Below are 17,859 nucleotides of genomic sequence, written 5' to 3' on the forward strand. Positions count from 1 at the left end.
CCTTACAAAGTTTCGAGCTGAAGCTCGAGTTACGTTATGCTTGTGAATTGTCTGCCAGTGTAGGGGATTCTTCTCCCGATAAAGCGGGAAAAAGAACGACACTCATTACCATTTAGCTATTCAACCATTCAACTATTCAACTAAGGCAGCAAAACCGCAACCAAAAAACTTCTTTAAAAAATGACTGGCCGGTGCCTCGGAACCTTTTAACTTTTACACTCATATACTCTTAACTTTACTCCTCCAACAGCAGAAATCATTTCACGAATTAGCCCACACCCCCTCGATACCCCACACCCCGAATAAAAGTCTGGGAGAGGGGGAAGACCTTTGTGGGAAATTTTCTTAATTGTCCGGCCCCTTTAGCCGGTTGGAGCGCAGCGGGAATTACCATTCTCTGGGACGGGACATCAAACCATTCAACAATTCAACGGTTCTGCTTCTTCACAATGCACAAAAATTTTCGCCTTCCGCTAAGCGGGATTGATCTTTTAAGGGAAGTATTCTAATGAAACCTCAGAATGATTTTTATTGTTAATCAAACGATTTGTTTTTAAATTGAGTCTGGTTATGGTGTGAACATGAACAATTTTAAATAGAACAGGTGGTGTCATGGTCGAAGACAAAGTCATCCGCAGGCCGGCCGTAGCCGGAATGTTCTATTCTGGAAACCGGGTAACCCTGGAACGAGAAGTGGCCGTTTTTCTGGAAAACTCCATGCCAGAGAAAGGCGTGAACCACATTTACGGAATCGTTGCCCCCCACGCCGGCTACATGTATTCCGGGGGGGTGGCCGCCCGGGCTTACAGACAGGTAATGGATTTTGAATACGATGTTGTGGTGGTTATTTCGCCCAGCCATCATGTCTATTTTGACAAGGTTTCCATCTACGATGGCGATTACTATGAAACGCCTCTGGGATTGATTCCGGTGCAAAAGGTCCTTTGCCGCCAACTGGCCGATCAGCATGAACGGCTCGTTTTATCTGACATTGGTCATGAAGGCGAAGAACATGCCCTTGAGGTCCAATTGCCTTTCCTGCAACACATTTTCGAAGATTTTAGCCTGGTGCCCATTGTCATGGGCAGTCAGGATTGGCCCAATATTGTAGCCCTGGCCGATGCGCTGAGCAAAGTTCTGAAAGATGAAAAAGCCCTGATCGTGGCCAGTTCCGATCTGTCCCATTACCACTCCTATGACGAAGCCGTGCATCTGGATTCGGTAGTTATCTCACACATTAACAATTTTAAAGAAGACAATCTGTACCAGGATCTGGAAAACGGTCTTTGCGAGATGTGCGGAGGTGGGCCGGTTATTGCCATGATGAAAGCCTGCCGTTCGCTGGGCGCGGAAAAAGCCAAAGTGGTTCTCTACCGCAATTCCGGGGATGTGACCGGTGAACGCAATCAGGTGGTCGGCTACCTGGCTGCCATTGTTTACAGCTAATTTTCTGCCGGGGCTGTGGGCAGCAGGCGCTCTGTGAAATAAAGCCTTGAGAAGTCAAAACGGCCTCAACATCCAAACAGGGCAATCATTTTTAACAAGCGGACGGCCCGCAAGCTAAACTCTGACCTTTCTGAGAAATAATTCCGGCAGGCCTTCTTCAGGTTAGCCGGAACTTATTGTCATTTCTTTCATTGGTTAAAAAGGCGCGGTTCTAAATGCATGTTTCCGGAAGGATTAAAATAGCGACGAAAGCAAAAATAAAAAAATAACTGGAGGTATTATGAAACGGGGTTGTTTAATTGGCTTAATTGTGGGAGTGGCAATCATTGTTCTGTTTGCCCTTTCCATGTTTGTAACCGTTAAAAATTACTACAACAGCTTTGTCACTCTTGAAGAGAGCGTAAATCAGAGCTGGGCTCAGGTAGAAAATGTTTACCAGCGTCGGGCTGATCTGATCCCCAATCTGGTACAAGTGGTAAAAGGCTATGCCAAGCACGAGCGGGAAACCCTGCAGGCCGTTGTAGAAGCGCGCTCTAAAGTGGGGGGCCAGATCAATGTTGGGCCCGAAGTGCTCAATGATCCCCAGGCTTTTGCCCGGTTCCAGCAGGCGCAGGATGCGTTGTCTTCGGCCTTGCAACGCCTGATGGTCGTCGTAGAGCGCTATCCCGATCTTAAAGCCGATCAGCGCTTTGCCGATTTGCAGGCCCAATTGGAGGGAACCGAAAACCGAATTGCCGTGGAACGCCGGCGTTTTAATCAGGCCGTTCAGGCTTACAATACAGCCATCAGAAAATTCCCGGGTAATATTATTGCCGGTTTTTTTGGCTTTAAAGAAAAGGCCTATTTTAAAGCTCAGGCCGGCGCCGAAAAAGTGCCCGAAGTAAAATTTTAATGGAAGAATAATATGACACGATTATTGACCGTATTACTGCTTTGTCTTTGGTTAACCGGAAGTCAGGCTCAGCCATTACCGGAACGCCCCACGGCCTGGGTTAATGACTATGCCAATGTTTTAACCGAAGCTCAGGAAGCGCAGTTAAACCAAATGCTACAGGGTCTGGAACAACGGAGTTCCAATCAGATTTTTGTGGCCATTTTCGAACGCATTCCGGAAGGCTATTACCTGGAAGATTTTACCGTTAAATTGTTTGAAAAATGGCGTCCTGGATTGCCGGACAAAAACAATGGTCTGTTAATCACCATTTTTACCCGCGATCACAAGGCCAGAATTGAAGTAGGCTATGGCCTGGAAGATGTCATTACAGACGCTCAGGCCCGACAGGTTTTGTACAACAATATGATTCCCTATTTCAAAAAGGGCGATTATTTTAATGGGCTAGTGGCCGGATTAAAAGTTCTTGTCCCGGCTGCTGAAGGCAAGTATCAGATCCCCCTTCAACGAACCAGCAAAACAAAAAAGAAAGATGGATTGAGCAATCTGGTCATCGCCCTGATCATATTTGCATTTATCAGTCGCATGTTGTTCAGACGCCGCGCCGTGACCCTCGGTTCCCGTCGTTCCGGAAGCTGGTTCGGGCCCTTTTTCTGGGGCGGCTTCGGCGGTGGCAGCGGCGGTGGCGGATTTGGCGGTTTTTCCGGCGGCGGTTTCGGCGGCCTTTCCGGCGGGGGCGGCGCCAGCGGAAGCTGGTAACCTTTTTACAAATATCGTCAGACACCGCCCACCGACCCTACGCCAATTCCCGATAAAAAGAGCACAGGCGTGTGGGCTTAATGAAGGTATTCAATTAACTACCATGGTTTGGAGAAAAAAATGGATCCGGCAAAATTTTTAAACAAAGAAGAGCAACAGCAAATTGTTCAGGCCATTCAGGAAGCTGAAAAGGAGACCAGCGGCGAAATTCGCTTGCACATCGAATCAAAATGCAAAGGCGATGCCCTGGAGCGCGCTAAAGTCCTTTTTCAGAAACTAAAAATGCACCAGACTGCACAACGCAACGGGGTGATTGTGTACCTGGCCGCCGGTGACCGCAAATTTGCCATCTGGGGCGACAAAGGCATTAACGAAAAAGTGCCGGAAAATTTCTGGCAGGATGTAAAAGAGGCCATGCTCGAACATTTCAAAAAAAATGAATTCAGCCAGGGGTTGATTAAAGGCATTTTGATGATTGGCCAGAAGTTAAAAGAATACTTCCCCTACCAGAGCGATGACGTCAACGAACTACCGGACGACATCTCGTTCGGCGAATAGCGGTTTAACTAGATTGGGAACTTAAATTGAATATTTACGAATACATCGGCTACACAGGCTCTATATTGGTGGCTATTTCTTTAATGATGAAAAATATTTACCACCTGCGGCGTATCAATCTGATTGGCGCTTCCACATTTGCCTTTTACGGTTACCTGGTAAAAGCCTATCCGGTGGTCCTTCTGAATGGATTTATCGCCCTGGTCGATATCTATTACCTGATCCGCATGAATCGGGAAAAAGAAGCGTTTAGCTTGCAACCGCTCTCAAAAGAATTGTCCATCTATTTTAACCGTTTTCTGGAATTCTACCAGGTAGATATTAAAAAATTCTTTCCTGATTTTGATCCCCGGACCTACGAAGGAAGCGAACGCTTTTTGATTTTGCGAAATATGATGCCCGTGGGCCTGTTGGTGGTTGAACGCCAGCCGGACGACACGGTTACCATTAAACTGGACTACGCCATTCCCGATTACCGGGACTACAAAAATGGCCGTTTTATGGTGCAGGCCCTCTCCAGAAAGTTCCGACAGGAAGGCGTAAAAAAAATGATCGCCTGCTCTGCGGTTAAAAGCCATCGTAACTACTTAAGGAAGATCGGCTTTAAGCCCAAAGATGCGCTCTGTTTTGAGTACCACATCAAATAATTTTGATGTTGCAATCGGGCCATGGGCGGGCAATCCGCTATCTGACAGGTTCTGTAATAAATCACCCAAAAGCCCCGGCCTGCGCTGTGTGCATTTTTAGCTTGAAATGCTTTACATCTTTCAATAATTTCTTTTAATTCAAAAAGTTAGTAAAACAAGGGAACCATGTTTCGGAGAAAATTTCTAAAAAAGATTTCCTGGGCTCTGGGCCTGTCTTTGTTGAGCCCGCTTAAGTGGTTGAGGGCCCAATCTTTATCTTCCCTTAAGGTTGAAAGAGAAGGACGCCTGGTCGGCCATCTCCCTTACCTCATTTTAAACAATCAATATTACATCAAACTCAGTGACTTTGCCGATCTTAACCATTTTGGGCAATTCACCAACCGCGCCCGCAAAAAGACCGTCATCATTGTCGATCAGGCCAAAATTAAGTTTACCCACGACAATTCGTTTGTGGTGGTTAATGATCGCATTCTGCAGATTCTGTTTGTACCACTCTGGAAAAACGATGCGCTCTGGGTAGCGGTGGAGGAACTGGTCGCCCTGCTCAATGAGTACACCTCCTTCCATTTACAATTTGACGCCCGGCAAAACGTGCTGCGTTTTACCGTTCGCGATATTAATATTACCAGTTTGCAAATTGAACACAAAACCAACGGTACATTGATTAGCCTTAACGCAACCCGGCCCTTTAACCCTCAGGAACTCAAGACCAAAATCATCAACGATTGGTTGTACCTGGAGATCGTTGGCGGGCGGGGCGATGAAAAGGCTTTGTCCCGCAAACTCAACGATCCGACCATTCGTGAAATACGTGCGGATCAGAATCAACTTCTGCTGACGTTGGGCTTTCGTTTAAAAAAGAAACCATTAGCCCACGAAGCGCTTTATGATGCGGGCACCAATCAGATTTTACTGACCCTGCACGAAAAAGAGGCGCAACTCGCTGAAGGCAAAGCACAGGATGAACAGCAAACGCAAAACATCAATGACGAGCTGGAACGTCAAAAATCAGAATGGCTGATCGATACCATTGTCATTGATCCGGGCCATGGCGGCAGGGACCCGGGCGCCCTGGGCTACTACAAACTCAAAGAAAAGGACATTGTGCTCTCGGTTGGTCTCCTTTTGGGCGACTATCTGAAAAAGAAATTGCCCGATGTTAACATTCTTTACACGCGAAACCGCGATGTCTTCATTCCACTATGGAAACGCACAAAAATTGCAAACGAAAATCACGGCAAGCTATTTATCAGCCTGCATTGTAATGCCAGTGAAAGCCATCGCGCCAGAGGATTTGAGACTTACTTTTTAAGCGCCGAAAAGGATGAGCGGGCCCGTGAGGTGGTTCTAAAAGAAAACGAATCTATTAAATTTGAAACGGCCAGCGATCAGGAGAGATATCAGGGGATAAATTTCGTCCTTGCTACTCTGGCGCAAAATGCCTTTATTAAGTACAGCCAGTACCTGGCTTCGGTGGTGCAAAAATCGTTGCGTAGATTTTTACAGCCGCTGGGCATGAAAGATCGCGGCGTAAAACAGGGGCCTTTCTGGGTAATGGTCGGGGCCACCATGCCCAATATTCTGGTAGAGATGGGTTACATTTCTAATAAAAGCGAAGCTAAAATGTTGCGCAGAAAATCAACACAATCCAAAATTGCTCTGGCGCTGGCCGAAGGAATCGTCAAATACAAAAAAGACTTTGAAAGTGCATTGTGAGGCAGAACATGGCACGTCCGATCGGGGTTTTTGATTCAGGAGTCGGTGGTTTAACGGTAGTTAAACAGCTCAATAAAATTTTGCCCAATGAACAATTAATCTACTTTGGGGATACCGCACGCATTCCGTACGGTACAAAATCCAAGCGCCTCATTCAGCAATTTGCTCTGGAAGACGCCCTGTTTTTGTTGCAATTCCACATTAAATTTTTGGTGGTGGCCTGCAATACGGCCTCTTCCAGCGCGCTGGATCTTTTAAAAGAACGGCTGGACATTCCGGTTGAAGGCGTAGTGGAACCCGGAGCGCAGGCTGCCGTTCAAAAGACCAGAAACAAACGCATCGGGGTGATTGGCACCAGCGCAACCATCAAAAGCAATTCGTACGCCAGAGCCATTTTAAGGTTAATGCCAGATGCCCGTGTTTTTGGCCAACCCTGTCCCCTGCTGGTGCCTCTGGTGGAGGAAGGATGGCTGGATGGCCCGGTAACCAGATTGACGCTTAAACAGTATTTGCAACCGTTGATGGAAGAACAGGTGGATACCATTATTCTGGGTTGCACACACTACCCGTTGCTACAATCGACCATTCAAGATATTTTAGGACCTGAGGTCACCTTAATCGATTCTGGCAAGGAAACCGCGCGGGTGGTCAAAACCAAGCTGGATGCCCTAAAGCTGGTCAATCCGCTCCCCAAAAGCAAAGAAGACCTCTATTTTGTCAGCGACAGCGCGCGGCAATTTGCAGAGGTTGGTTCCCGGTTCTTAGGTCAACCGTTACAAAATGTGCAGCGTATTGATTTCGATGAATTTTTGATTAAAAATTCCCATGCTCCTTTATTACAAAATTTAGAGGTTTTACATGAAGAATAAAATGGTCTTGTTTTTCATACTCCTGTTACACGGGACGCATTTTTTGAGCGCTGGCAACACGGCCGGTTTTGAATTTTTACGCACCGATTTCTCAGCGCGCAGCGCGGCCCTGGGCAGCGCTTTTATGACCGTGCGCGGCGATTTGAATGGTCTGAGCCTTAATCCGGCGGGATTGTCTTTTCTAAAGAGCCGTCAATTCGTTTTTAATTACACCAATTACCTGCTGGATATCAACGGAGGCATGGCCGCTTACTCACAGCGCGTACCCTATCTGAAACGTGTGGCCCTGACCGTTACCTATTTTGATTACGGTCTGTTCGAAGAGACCAACGAATTTGCCGTGAGCACCGGACGCACCTTTTCAGCCAGCGACTTTGCCCTGGCCATTACCCAGGCAGACGATCTGGACCAGAACTTTAGCTACGGCATTACCAGCAAACTGGCCTATTCTAAAATTGATGTGTACACGGCATCGGCCTGGTTGTTCGATTTTGGATTGTTGTACAAGGCCCCTTTCCAGTCTGACCTCTATTTCGCCATCTCATTACAAAATCTGGGCTGGCAGTTAGATAGCTTCTCGGAGCAGAGCAATCAAAAAGAACCCATGCCCACTTCTCTGAATGTAGGGCTGAGTAAAAAATTAGCGCACTTACCTCTGGAAATCAGTTTTCGCCTGCAAAAATTAAATCAACATGCCGACAAATGGTACGAACGCTTCAAACGATTTTCGCTGGGCGGAGAATTTCACCTGAGTAAGCACCTGCATGTGCGCCTTGGTTACAACAATGAGCAACACGAAAGCCTGCAATCCGACGTTACTACACAGGGAAAATTTGCCGGATTTTCTGCAGGTCTTGGATTGATCATTAAATCGCTGCGCATCGATTACGCCTATTCTAACTTTGAATTTTTAGGCAATGTACACCGCTTTGGCATTTCCGGTAATTTGCATTAGAATAGAAACAAAACTTCTATGTTTATTGATTATGTTAAAATACATGTAATTGGAGGGCACGGCGGCAGCGGCGCCATGAGCTTCCGCCGCGAAAAATTTGTACCTAAGGGCGGTCCGGATGGCGGCGACGGCGGACACGGAGGGAGCGTCATTCTGGTCGGTAACAAACATTTACGCACCCTGCAGGATTATACCTACCACAAACTGTACAAGGCCAAACGCGGACAACACGGCATGGGCAGCAACAAACATGGACGCAAAGGGGGCGATGTCATTCTGCAGGTTCCCCTGGGCACCATAGTTAAAGATGCCGAAAGCGGACGAGTCATTGGCGACATTGTAGAAGAAGGGCAAAAATTGGTGGTGGCCCGCGGCGGTAGAGGCGGCCGGGGCAATGCCCGCTTTGCCACGCCCACTCATCGCAGCCCGCGCGAATGGGAACCGGGGCAGCCGGGTGAAGATCGCTGGATCGAACTGGAACTTAAATTGATTGCCGATATTGGTCTGGTGGGGCAGCCCAATGCCGGTAAATCGACCCTCCTGTCGCGCATTTCCCATGCCCGACCTAAAATTGCCGACTACCCTTTTACCACTCTTGAACCGAATCTGGGGATTGTCGCTTATCAGGATTTTACCAGCTTTGTGGTGGCCGATATTCCCGGTTTGATCGAAGGCGCCCATGAGGGTAAAGGCCTGGGCATCCAGTTTTTAAAACACATTGAACGCACACGCGCCCTGGCCTACCTGATCGACAGCACCGATCCCGAGCCGGAAGAGACATTCCGCATTTTGCACAATGAACTCAAAGCCTACAGCCAGACTCTGGTTCAAAAACCAGCCATGATTGTGCTGACCAAAATGGATTTACAAAACGATGATTTTCAGCTTCCGCACTTTGCAGACGATTTACCCGTACTAACCATTTCCGCGGTACGCGGCGACCATCTGAATGCTTTGAAACAACAATTTTACCAGCTCATTCAAAAGGCAGAACAAATAGAAAACATGGAATGAACTCTTTTTCATTGGAGGCTTTGCTGGGCCTGTTTTCCATACCGACCATCGGCCCGGCAAAAATGCGTAAATTGATCTCTGTTTTTGGTTCGCCTGAGGCGGTTTTAAAAGCCAGCTTTCGGCAGCTTACCGGCGTAGAAGGCGTAGACCGCAAAACAGCCGAACGGATTAAACAAGGGCCGGACCAGACCTTTGTTCAAAAACAGCTAAAACGCTTAGAGCAGATCCAGGTTCAGGTTTTAACTTATTGGGATGATGTTTACCCTGAACGCTTAAAAAAGATCTATGATCCGCCGGCCTTTCTCTTTTACAAAGGGAATATTGATCTGCTTAACAACCTTAGCGTGGCCATTGTTGGCACACGCAATCCCTCCAGCTACGGAAAATTAATCACCGAACAGTTTGCCGAGACCCTGGCCCGGAACCATTTTTGCATTATCAGTGGCTTTGCCCGTGGCGTGGACAGCATCGGGCACCGCATCGGATTAAAATACCCCTCGTCAACCATAGCCGTGTTAGGCAATGGCCTGGACGTCATCTACCCTCCGGAAAACAGCAAATTGTTTCATGAAATGCTCGAAAAAGGTTTAATTTTAAGCGAATACCCCATGGGCACCAAACCCGATGCCGGGAATTTCCCGAAACGCAATCGAATCATCAGCGGCCTGGCCACGGCAGTGCTGATCACAGAGGCCGGTGAAAAAAGCGGAGCCCTGTTGACCGCCATGTACGCCAATGATCAAAATCGGGATGTATTTGCCGTGCCTGGCTCCATTCTGTCCCAAAAGAGCGCAGGTTGCAATCGCCTGATTAAACAGGGAGCCGTTCCGGCCCTGTCCCCGGAACAAATATTGGAAGAACTGGCCCCCCAATTAGAACTCTCTTTAAAACGCGCCCGGCGTCCACAATTCAACCTGCAGGGCCACCTGAAACGCATTTACGATCTGCTCTCAGATCAACCGTTACATGTGGATCAAATTGCCTATGAAACACAACTTTCTCCGGCAGAAACACTTAGCGCCCTGCTTACTCTGGAACTCATGGGCGCCATCCGCCAGCTGGCCGGCAAGATGTTCATCCGCCTTTGAACTTATTTTACCTTTTTCCCTCCCTTCCATCATTGGCCTTAACGTAAGCAAGATGGCCTGCACTTTCAAAATCCCGTTTCTTTTAACCAAACGCTCCCTGAGCTGATGATGCCCTTTTCTCTTTGCTTCTTAAATCGATTTTTTATTCCACTTTGAGCGTGCAATTTCTGTTAAAAAATGACAGTGACATAGCCTCCTTTTTCGCTATTCTACCGCAGGTTATTTTTTTCTATGGTCATTGGAAAACTGTTAAATTTCAGTTGTTTTAATGGATTTTAATTGCTAAATTTATCACTTAAAAACTTTTACATCGTAGAAACCAAAGACAGGAAAAAGGCCTATGTTCAAAATCATCGAAGCCCGATTTTTAGCAGAGAACATTAAACTGTTCGAAATCGAAGCGCCAAGGATTGCCAGAAAGCGCAAAGCCGGGCAATTTGTAATTGTCCGCATTCATGAGCACGGTGAGCGCATTCCTTTAACCATTGCCAACTCCAATGAGGAAAAAGGGACCATCACCATTATTGTTCAGGGGGTGGGCAAAACCACCCGCGAACTGAATCTGAAAGAAAAGGGGGAGTACATTCTGGATGTTGTCGGCCCATTAGGTCAGCCCTCGCACATTGAACATTTTGGAACGGCTGTGAGCATCGGAGGCGGCGTGGGCACGGCCATCGCCTACCCTACTGCCGTAGCATTGAAGCAGGCCGGGAATTACGTCATCACCATTAACGGGGCCCGGAACAAAGAGCTGGTCATTCTGGAAGATGAAATGAAGGCGGTAAGCGACGAAGCCTACATTACCACCGACGATGGTTCCTATGGTTTTCACGGTTTTGTGACCGACAAACTGAAAGAGCTGATCGAGCAGGGCAAAAAGATCGATTTTGTGCTGGCCATTGGCCCCATTCCCATGATGAAAGCCGTAGCTGATGTAACGCGGCCTTATGGTATTAAAACCGTAGTTAGCCTGAACCCGATCATGGTGGATGGCACAGGCATGTGTGGTGGTTGCCGTGTGCTGATTGACGGCAAACCGCAATTTGCCTGTGTGGATGGTCCGGAATTTGATGCGCACAAAGTCGATTTTAAGAATCTGGCCGATCGCAACAAGATGTACCGTGAATATGAACAGGAAGCATTAAAACGTTTTGAAGAACATTGCCGATTAAACGAACAAATTAAATCATTGCAGGAAACTAACTAAAAATCACGGGAAGGGCTATGAATCAACTGACACCAAAAGAACGGATGAAAATACCACGGCATCCCATGATCGAACAGGATCCCGTGGAGCGTAGCAGAAATTTCGATGAAGTTAATTTAGGATACACATCGGAATTAGCCATGGCAGAGGCCCAACGCTGTCTGCAGTGTCCCAAACCGACCTGCGTAGCGGGCTGCCCTGTCAACATTCAAATTAAAGATTTTATTGCTCTGATTGCCGAAGGCGACTTTTTAGGCGCCGTAAAGAAAATCAAAGAAGACAACGCTCTGCCGGCCATTTGTGGTCGCGTGTGCCCACAGGAAGAACAGTGCGAAGAGGCCTGTGTGGTAGGCAAACGCAATGAACCTGTGGCTATTGGCTATCTGGAACGGTTTGTGGCCGATTACGAGCGTCAATCGGGTAAAATTGAAGTGCCTGAGGTGAAACACTCCAATGGCAAAAAAGTGGCTGTTGTGGGCAGCGGACCGGCCGGTTTGAGCTGCGCCAAAGACCTGCGTGAGAAGGGTTACGAAGTCACTGTTTTTGAAGCTCTGCACGAATTGGGCGGCGTGCTGGTTTACGGCATTCCTGAATTTCGTTTGCCCAAAGAAATTGTACGAACCGAAATTGAAGGTCTGAAACGCATGGGCGTCAAATTCGAAACGGACGTGATTATTGGCCGCGTTTTTACAGTGGATGAACTGATGCAGGAAGAAGGTTACGACGCTGTCTTCCTGGGTGTAGGCGCCGGCTTGCCATGGTTCCTGGGGATTGAAGGCGAAAATCTGAATGGCGTGTACTCGGCAAATGAGTTTTTAACGCGCGTTAATTTGATGAAGGCTTACCAGTTTCCGCAATACGATTCGCCCATCTTAGATTGTCACAATAAAAATGTGGCCGTTTTTGGCGGGGGCAATACGGCTATGGATGCCGTGCGTACGGCTCTTCGACTGGGGGCTAAAAATGCCTACATCGTGTACCGCCGTTCAGAAAAAGAGATGCCGGCCCGTGTGGAAGAGGTCAAACACGCAAAAGAAGAGGGCGTACAATTTATGTTGCTGACCAACCCCGTACGTCTGATAGGGGATTCAGAAGGCTGGCTAAAGGCCATGGAATTGATCAAAATGGAACTGGGCGAACCGGACGAGTCGGGGCGCCGCCGGCCTATTCCCATTGAAGGCTCTAATTTTACAGTTGATATTGATGTGGCCGTGGTGGCCATTGGTAACGGTCCCAATCCGCTGGTTACCCAAACAACGCCCGAAATTGAAACCAGTCGACGCGGCACCATTGTAGTGGATCCAGAAACCATGAAAACCTCTAAAAAAGGCGTGTTTGCCGGGGGGGATATTGTAACCGGCGGCGCAACGGTTATTTTAGCCATGGGCGCCGGACGCAAAGCGGCTGCAGCAATCGACCAGTATTTACAGAACGGTACATGGTAATATGTTAGCTGGTACAATGTGAAAGGCAGGGCCCGAGCTCTGCCTTTTTTTTTTTGCGCCAGACTGCTCATGGAATCGGTTTTTCACAACTTACCGTAGTTAAATCTAAGGCAGCATAGCAGCAACCTTTAAAAAACCGCATGGATTTAAGTAACCACAGAGAGCCCAGAGAAATCATAAAGGGCTTAAAAAATCAATTTTAATTAAAAATTACGAATTACGAATTAATTTGCGAAGGGGAAAGTTTTGCCCAGGCGGTGAGGAACCGTGCCGGCATGTCATTCTGAGTCCCCGATTTATCGGGGGAGAAGAATCCCTTACACCGGCAGCAGGCAATTCCGGCAAAAAATTCGGGCGCCGCCCGACAGCGCCAGACAAAAAAATTTTTCAATTCTGGCTAACTTGTTTATCTTTTGCCAGCAAAAAAATGAAAAGGGCTCAGAATGAACACACAACCTTCAACCGCTATCCTTTTACTAACCTGCCCCGATCGCGTAGGATTGATTGCGCGGATTGCACATTTTGTTTTTGAACGGGGCGGCAATATCATTGATCTGGACGAGCATGTTGATCCGGCAGAAAACACCTTTTCTATTCGCGTGGCCTGGGATATGTCCCATTTTTCCATTCCGGCCGAAGACCTGCCGGCCGCTTTTAAACCATTGGCTAAAGAATTTAAGGCCAACTGGCAAATCAGATTTTCTGAACAGAAATCCAGAGTTGCCATCTTTGTTTCAAAATTAGATCACTGTCTGAACGAAATCCTCTGGCGCTACCAATTAGATGAATTCCCCATTGAAATTGTCTGCATCATTTCCAATCACACCAATTTAGAACCTGTTGCCCGGCAGGCTGGCATTCCTTTTTACCATTTCCCTATCACCAAGGCGAACAAACAAAAACAGGAAGAAAAAGAGCTCCGTTTGCTGGAGGATCTCAAGGTGGATACCATTGTGCTGGCGCGCTACATGCAGATTCTTTCGGCTCATTTTGTAAAACAGCATCCAAACCGCATCATCAACATTCACCATTCTTTTCTTCCGGCCTTTATCGGCGCCAATCCTTACCGCCAGGCTTTTGAACGCGGCGTGAAGATCATTGGAGCAACCAGCCATTACGTAACCGAAGAGCTGGACCAGGGGCCGATCATTGAACAGGACGTCATCCGTATTTCGCACCGCGATACCTTAAAAGATCTGATTCGTAAAGGACGGGACCTGGAGCGTCTGGTACTGGCAAAGGCCTTGCGCTACCATTTCGAACACCGCATTTTAGTACACGGCCGCAAAACCATCATTTTTGAATGATGAAAGGGGCAGAATGGAGTTTGATGACGTTTATTTCATGCGCGAAGCCCTCAGAGAAGGACGCAAGGCATTACAACACGACGATGTGCCTGTAGGCGCGGTTGTCGTTTTAAATCAGCGTATCATTGGTCGCGGACACAACCAGGTGGAATTGTTGAAGGATCCCACAGCCCACGCAGAAATGATCGCCATTACATCGGCCTGCGCCACCGTTGGAGAAAAATGGCTGTACGACGCCACTCTTTATGTGACCGTCGAGCCTTGCTCCATGTGCGCCGGCGCTTCGGTTTTAGCGCGCCTAAAACGCGTTGTTTACGGCGTGCAGGATATTAAAACAGGCGCCCACTCCAGTCTGTTTAATTTGCTGAACGACCCCCGTTTGAACCACCAGATTGAAGTTACGCCCGGCGTTGCTCGCGATGAATGCGCGGCTTTAATGCTTGAATTTTTCCAGAGCTTACGCAAAAAGAACGACGATTAATGCCCTTTTACGACAAAAACTGATTCAAACAGAACAGCTCAATTTCATCCAGAACAGCGCTCTGAAAATCTTCCTCCCTTAACAGTTGCTGGCGTTCGCCAGGCAGAAGGGTAAATCCCTGGTTAAGAAAATTCACCTGTGGATGCCGAACTTCAACAAAAAAGGCCGCATGCTTCCCACATTCAATCCACAATCCATTTTCCGCTACCAATTTTAAATTGTCGATATGAAACGGTAATGACAGATGCTTCCAGGGTTTAAAAGTAAACAGATCGCGCGCAACGATTTGACCGGCTTTATCATAAAGCGTGGCTATCAAAATGGGATAATCGCTAAACTCTTTTTTTGAAATTTTAAGTGGTATATTGGAATAGGCCTTGCTGATCACTTTGGAATACAGTTCCCGCATGGTCTTACCATTAGCCCTCAGACCCACTATTTTTACTTCGTATTGATCCGTACCTTGCGGCAGAATGACACGCGTCTCGATGGCGGTCTCTTTTTGCCGGAAAAAGATCACCTCTGAGGCCAGGACGTTTTTCAACTGATAATAGCCCAATTTTGGGCGTAATTCAAAGTCGATCAATGACCAGGAAGTAACTGGCCAGCAATCGTTCAGTTGCCAGACGATGGCTCCCATGGTGTGGGGTTGCTGTAAGCGCCAGTGACCAAAACAGGTGCGCAGAGCAAGGGCTTGATTCAATTGCGTCAAATAAATAAATTCCGGCATGTCGGTAACCACAGGTAAATGACCGGCCAGAAAACGGAACAGGCGCTCGTTGCCCTCTTCCTGTTTATTGTGCCATTCAAAATGCTCGCTTTGCGCCCCCCAATTTTCTTCGGGGATGACGCTTGCCAGTGTTTGATAATGTGCCGGGGCCTGAAATCCAAATTCCGTAACAAACAGACTCCGATCGTGCTCCACCTGTGTGTAATCTACCCAGGAAGACCAGATGTCCCAGGCATGTCGATTACCGCTATGTACATCATTGGGATCGGGTTCCATGCCCCAGGGGGAAGTGGGCCAGTACGGCCGGAATGGATCAAATTGATTCATCCATCTGACGAACCAATCGTGAAACAGACGATAGCCTGGCATCTCTTCCACTTTTCTGGCTTTTTCACGAAACCAGATCCATTCGTTTTCATTATTGCCATTCCACAAAATAATGGAAGGGTGATGGCGCAAGCGCAGGACGTTTTCTTCCAATTCTTCTTTTACCTCGGCCACAAAATCGTCGTCTTCGGGATAGGCCGCGCAGGCAAACATAAAATCCTGCCAGACCAGCAACCCCAGTTCATCACACAACTGGTAAAAATAATCGTCCTCGTAAATGCCGCCGCCCCACACGCGGATCATATTCATATGGGCATCGGCCGCCATCTCCAGCAAGCGACGATACGTTTCTCGTTTTACTTCAGGCAAAAAAGCATGCGCCGGAATCCAGTTAGCGCCCTGCACAAAAAGCGGTTGATCATTGATTTTGAAATAGAAAACCGGTTTGCCATTTTCCGTTGTCACCAATTCCCGTTTACGAATCCCTACTCTCTTCTGCTCTGAGGCAAGCAACTGATTGTTGCGATCAAAAAGCGTCACGTTCAATGTGTGCAAAACGGCTTTTCCCATCCCGTTTGGCCACCAGAGCGCCGGGTTTTCAACCTCAAATTCAAACGAGTTTTGCTTCACAGGGTTGTTCAAGCTTGCTCGGTAGATATTCCGTCGGCCGTTTTGCTCTTCGATTTCCAGATTTAATTCCAATTGGCTCCCGGCAGGCGCTTTTCCCCACAAAACGACATCGGATTTCACTTTTACCTTTTTTGATTTAAAGGCCAGCGCATCAAAAGTTACGGCCTGAATGCCGCATTCGGCCTGCTGCAGGTACACTGGACGCCAGACGCCGCAGGTGGCAAACTGGGGCCCCCAATCCCAGCCAAAGGCGTACTGACTCTTACGCACAAACACGCGCTCCGTATGTCGCGCCGTGCGCATTTGCCTGATCTTTGGCTGGTATTCATGTCCGTAAACTTTTGCTGATTTGAAAATAATCTGTAAAAGATTTTCTCTTTCTTTTAATAAAGCATTGATTTTAAAACGATAGGAACGGAACATGTTCTTTGTTTCGGCCAGTTTCTGCCGGTTAAGATAGATGGTGGCAATGGTATCCAGGCCCTCAAAAACCAGAAAAATACTACGTTGCAAATCCATGCCATCTGGTAAATCGAATCGGCATTCGTAGCGGTAGTCATTCCAGTCAATCCATTGTAGCTCTTTTTCATTCATCCCATAAAAAGGATGGGGAATAATCCCTGCTCTTAGCAGATCGCTATGAATCGTACCAGGAACACATGCGGGCACCCCCTCCTCAGGAATGGTAAAATCCGGATGGCTCTGGCGTGTTGTGTGTAAAAAGGCTCTCCAATTTTCTTCCAGAAAATACGGGTTCTTCACTTAATCCTCCGTCTGAATATGGTTTTTGTGTCAATCAATAAGCTTTTATCCGTCCCAGGTGAACAGATTTGCAAATTTAAAGGTAAACTTCTTTTTCAGGTCCGGTTATTTCTGTGTGTACGAATCGCCGGGATCTCACGGCCACAGGGCAGCTAATCGTTGCCTGAGAGCCGGCCATCTCTCCACTTCCATTAAAGCCAGCAAAGCCTCGATGGTAGACTCCGCGCCCGAATTTAAGTTCACTTTTGTTTCCGAAACAATTCCGTCAAAACAACGGCCCGTCTGCGGATCGTACATCGCTTTGCCAGCAATATTCTTTCCTCTGAACCAGGCAGTAAGGTTCAAAATCTGTTGCAGAAATTGCGGTTCCCCGCTCAATCGCCAGGCATGCACCGTAGCCCAGATCATGGGACGAAAATCGTAAGCGATTTGCTCAAACGGTTCTGCCTTAAGCACCTTCACCCGGCCATGATCATTTTTTAAACGGGCGCTGTGTAAATAGTTTTGCTCCTGTAACGCCACGTAAAAGCGGGTCACTTCCAGGCGGGCTGCCTTAAAATAGGCCGAATCGCCTATAACTTCAAAGGCATCAAATAAGGCATCGGCCTGACTATTACCATAAGCATGCCAGACATTTTGCCAGCTTAAAAAAGCGCCATAAAACGGAGAACGTTCATCTTTTACCTGAATGGCCAGAATAGCATCGGCAAGGGTATGGATTTGTTTCAACTGTTTTTCCTCTTTTTGCACTGCGTACAGCGTGGTTAGCGCCTTGAGCAGCAGCGCGCCCTGATCGGCAGCAAAGGTTTGCGGCAACCAGCAGGGTACTTTAAAGCCCTGAATGGTTTGCCAGCGCCCCTGAGCCAGCATCAAAGTGTCTACCTGGGGCAACACCTTTTTGATGGCCGTTTGCACGGAATCCAGTAACGAGGAAGATCGTTCATGGTACCATTTTACATATTCGGCAAGCGCCCAGAAAGCGCGCCAGGTCCACCAGTTGGGCAGCGGTTGGCTGTTTTTAAGCTC

The 17,859-nt window shown here is 47.7% G+C and carries 16 protein-coding genes; 14 read left to right on the plus strand and 2 right to left on the minus strand.

Annotation, left to right across the window (positions count from 1 at the left end; genetic code table 11):
• The first annotated feature begins 612 nt into the window (after nt 1-612).
• The 14 genes from amrB (at nt 613) to tadA (ending at nt 14,384) form a co-directional block, all read left to right on the plus strand.
• Complete coding sequence (gene amrB / locus ACWB0I_RS12925) at nt 613-1,446, plus strand: AmmeMemoRadiSam system protein B (protein WP_479388485.1); 834 nt, start codon at nt 613-615, stop codon at nt 1,444-1,446.
• A gap of 280 nt (nt 1,447-1,726) precedes the next feature.
• The gene (locus ACWB0I_RS12930; protein WP_479388486.1) at nt 1,727-2,338 is read left to right on the plus strand and encodes a LemA family protein; all 612 of its coding nucleotides are present in this window, start codon (nt 1,727-1,729) and stop codon (nt 2,336-2,338) included.
• 12 nt (nt 2,339-2,350) lie between these two features.
• Nucleotides 2,351-3,097: a TPM domain-containing protein gene (locus tag ACWB0I_RS12935; protein WP_479388487.1), complete on the plus strand. Its 747-nt coding sequence runs from the start codon at nt 2,351-2,353 to the stop codon at nt 3,095-3,097.
• 120 nt (nt 3,098-3,217) lie between these two features.
• Nucleotides 3,218-3,655 carry a TPM domain-containing protein gene (locus ACWB0I_RS12940; RefSeq protein ID WP_479388488.1) on the plus strand — a complete coding sequence of 146 codons (438 nt, stop codon included), beginning with the start codon at nt 3,218-3,220 and terminating at the stop codon, nt 3,653-3,655.
• Nucleotides 3,656-3,681: 26 nt separating this feature from the next.
• Complete coding sequence (locus ACWB0I_RS12945; protein WP_479388489.1) at nt 3,682-4,302, plus strand: GNAT family N-acetyltransferase; 621 nt, start codon at nt 3,682-3,684, stop codon at nt 4,300-4,302.
• 165 nt (nt 4,303-4,467) lie between these two features.
• Entirely contained in the window at nt 4,468-6,018 is a 1,551-nt protein-coding gene (locus ACWB0I_RS12950; RefSeq protein ID WP_479388490.1) for an N-acetylmuramoyl-L-alanine amidase family protein, read from the plus strand.
• A gap of 8 nt (nt 6,019-6,026) precedes the next feature.
• Complete coding sequence (murI, locus tag ACWB0I_RS12955; RefSeq protein WP_479388491.1) at nt 6,027-6,887, plus strand: glutamate racemase; 861 nt, start codon at nt 6,027-6,029, stop codon at nt 6,885-6,887.
• Nucleotides 6,877-7,842, plus strand: coding sequence for a type IX secretion system protein PorQ (gene porQ / locus ACWB0I_RS12960; protein ID WP_479388492.1), 966 nt, complete (start codon nt 6,877-6,879; stop codon nt 7,840-7,842). The genes murI and porQ overlap by 11 nt, the downstream gene beginning before the upstream one ends.
• 18 nt (nt 7,843-7,860) lie before the next feature.
• Nucleotides 7,861-8,856: a GTPase ObgE gene (gene obgE, locus ACWB0I_RS12965; RefSeq protein ID WP_479388493.1), complete on the plus strand. Its 996-nt coding sequence runs from the start codon at nt 7,861-7,863 to the stop codon at nt 8,854-8,856.
• Nucleotides 8,853-9,944 (plus strand): DNA-processing protein DprA, encoded by a 1,092-nt coding sequence (gene dprA, locus ACWB0I_RS12970; RefSeq protein WP_479388494.1) that lies wholly within the window; start codon nt 8,853-8,855, stop codon nt 9,942-9,944. Before obgE ends, dprA begins: the two co-directional genes overlap by 4 nt.
• A gap of 340 nt (nt 9,945-10,284) precedes the next feature.
• Nucleotides 10,285-11,151 (plus strand): sulfide/dihydroorotate dehydrogenase-like FAD/NAD-binding protein, encoded by an 867-nt coding sequence (locus tag ACWB0I_RS12975; protein ID WP_479388495.1) that lies wholly within the window; start codon nt 10,285-10,287, stop codon nt 11,149-11,151.
• 17 nt (nt 11,152-11,168) lie between these two features.
• Nucleotides 11,169-12,596: an NADPH-dependent glutamate synthase gene (gene gltA, locus ACWB0I_RS12980; protein WP_479388496.1), complete on the plus strand. Its 1,428-nt coding sequence runs from the start codon at nt 11,169-11,171 to the stop codon at nt 12,594-12,596.
• A 443-nt stretch (nt 12,597-13,039) separates the two neighbouring features.
• Entirely contained in the window at nt 13,040-13,903 is an 864-nt protein-coding gene (gene purU / locus ACWB0I_RS12985; protein WP_479388497.1) for a formyltetrahydrofolate deformylase, read from the plus strand.
• A gap of 13 nt (nt 13,904-13,916) precedes the next feature.
• The gene (tadA, locus tag ACWB0I_RS12990; protein ID WP_479388498.1) at nt 13,917-14,384 is read left to right on the plus strand and encodes a tRNA adenosine(34) deaminase TadA; all 468 of its coding nucleotides are present in this window, start codon (nt 13,917-13,919) and stop codon (nt 14,382-14,384) included.
• Nucleotides 14,385-14,391: 7 nt separating this feature from the next.
• Here tadA and ACWB0I_RS12995 read toward each other — a convergent pair whose 3' ends face one another.
• Together ACWB0I_RS12995 and ACWB0I_RS13000 are read right to left on the minus strand one after the other, a co-directional pair.
• A complete protein-coding gene (locus tag ACWB0I_RS12995; RefSeq protein WP_479388499.1) occupies nt 14,392-16,833 on the minus strand; it encodes a glycoside hydrolase family 2 protein in 2,442 nt (813 codons plus the stop codon).
• 135 nt (nt 16,834-16,968) lie between these two features.
• Nucleotides 16,969-17,859 (minus strand): hypothetical protein (locus ACWB0I_RS13000; RefSeq protein ID WP_479388500.1); only part of this gene is annotated, 891 nt, incomplete at its 5' end.

The sequence above is a fragment of the Caldithrix sp. genome (assembly GCF_056497305.1).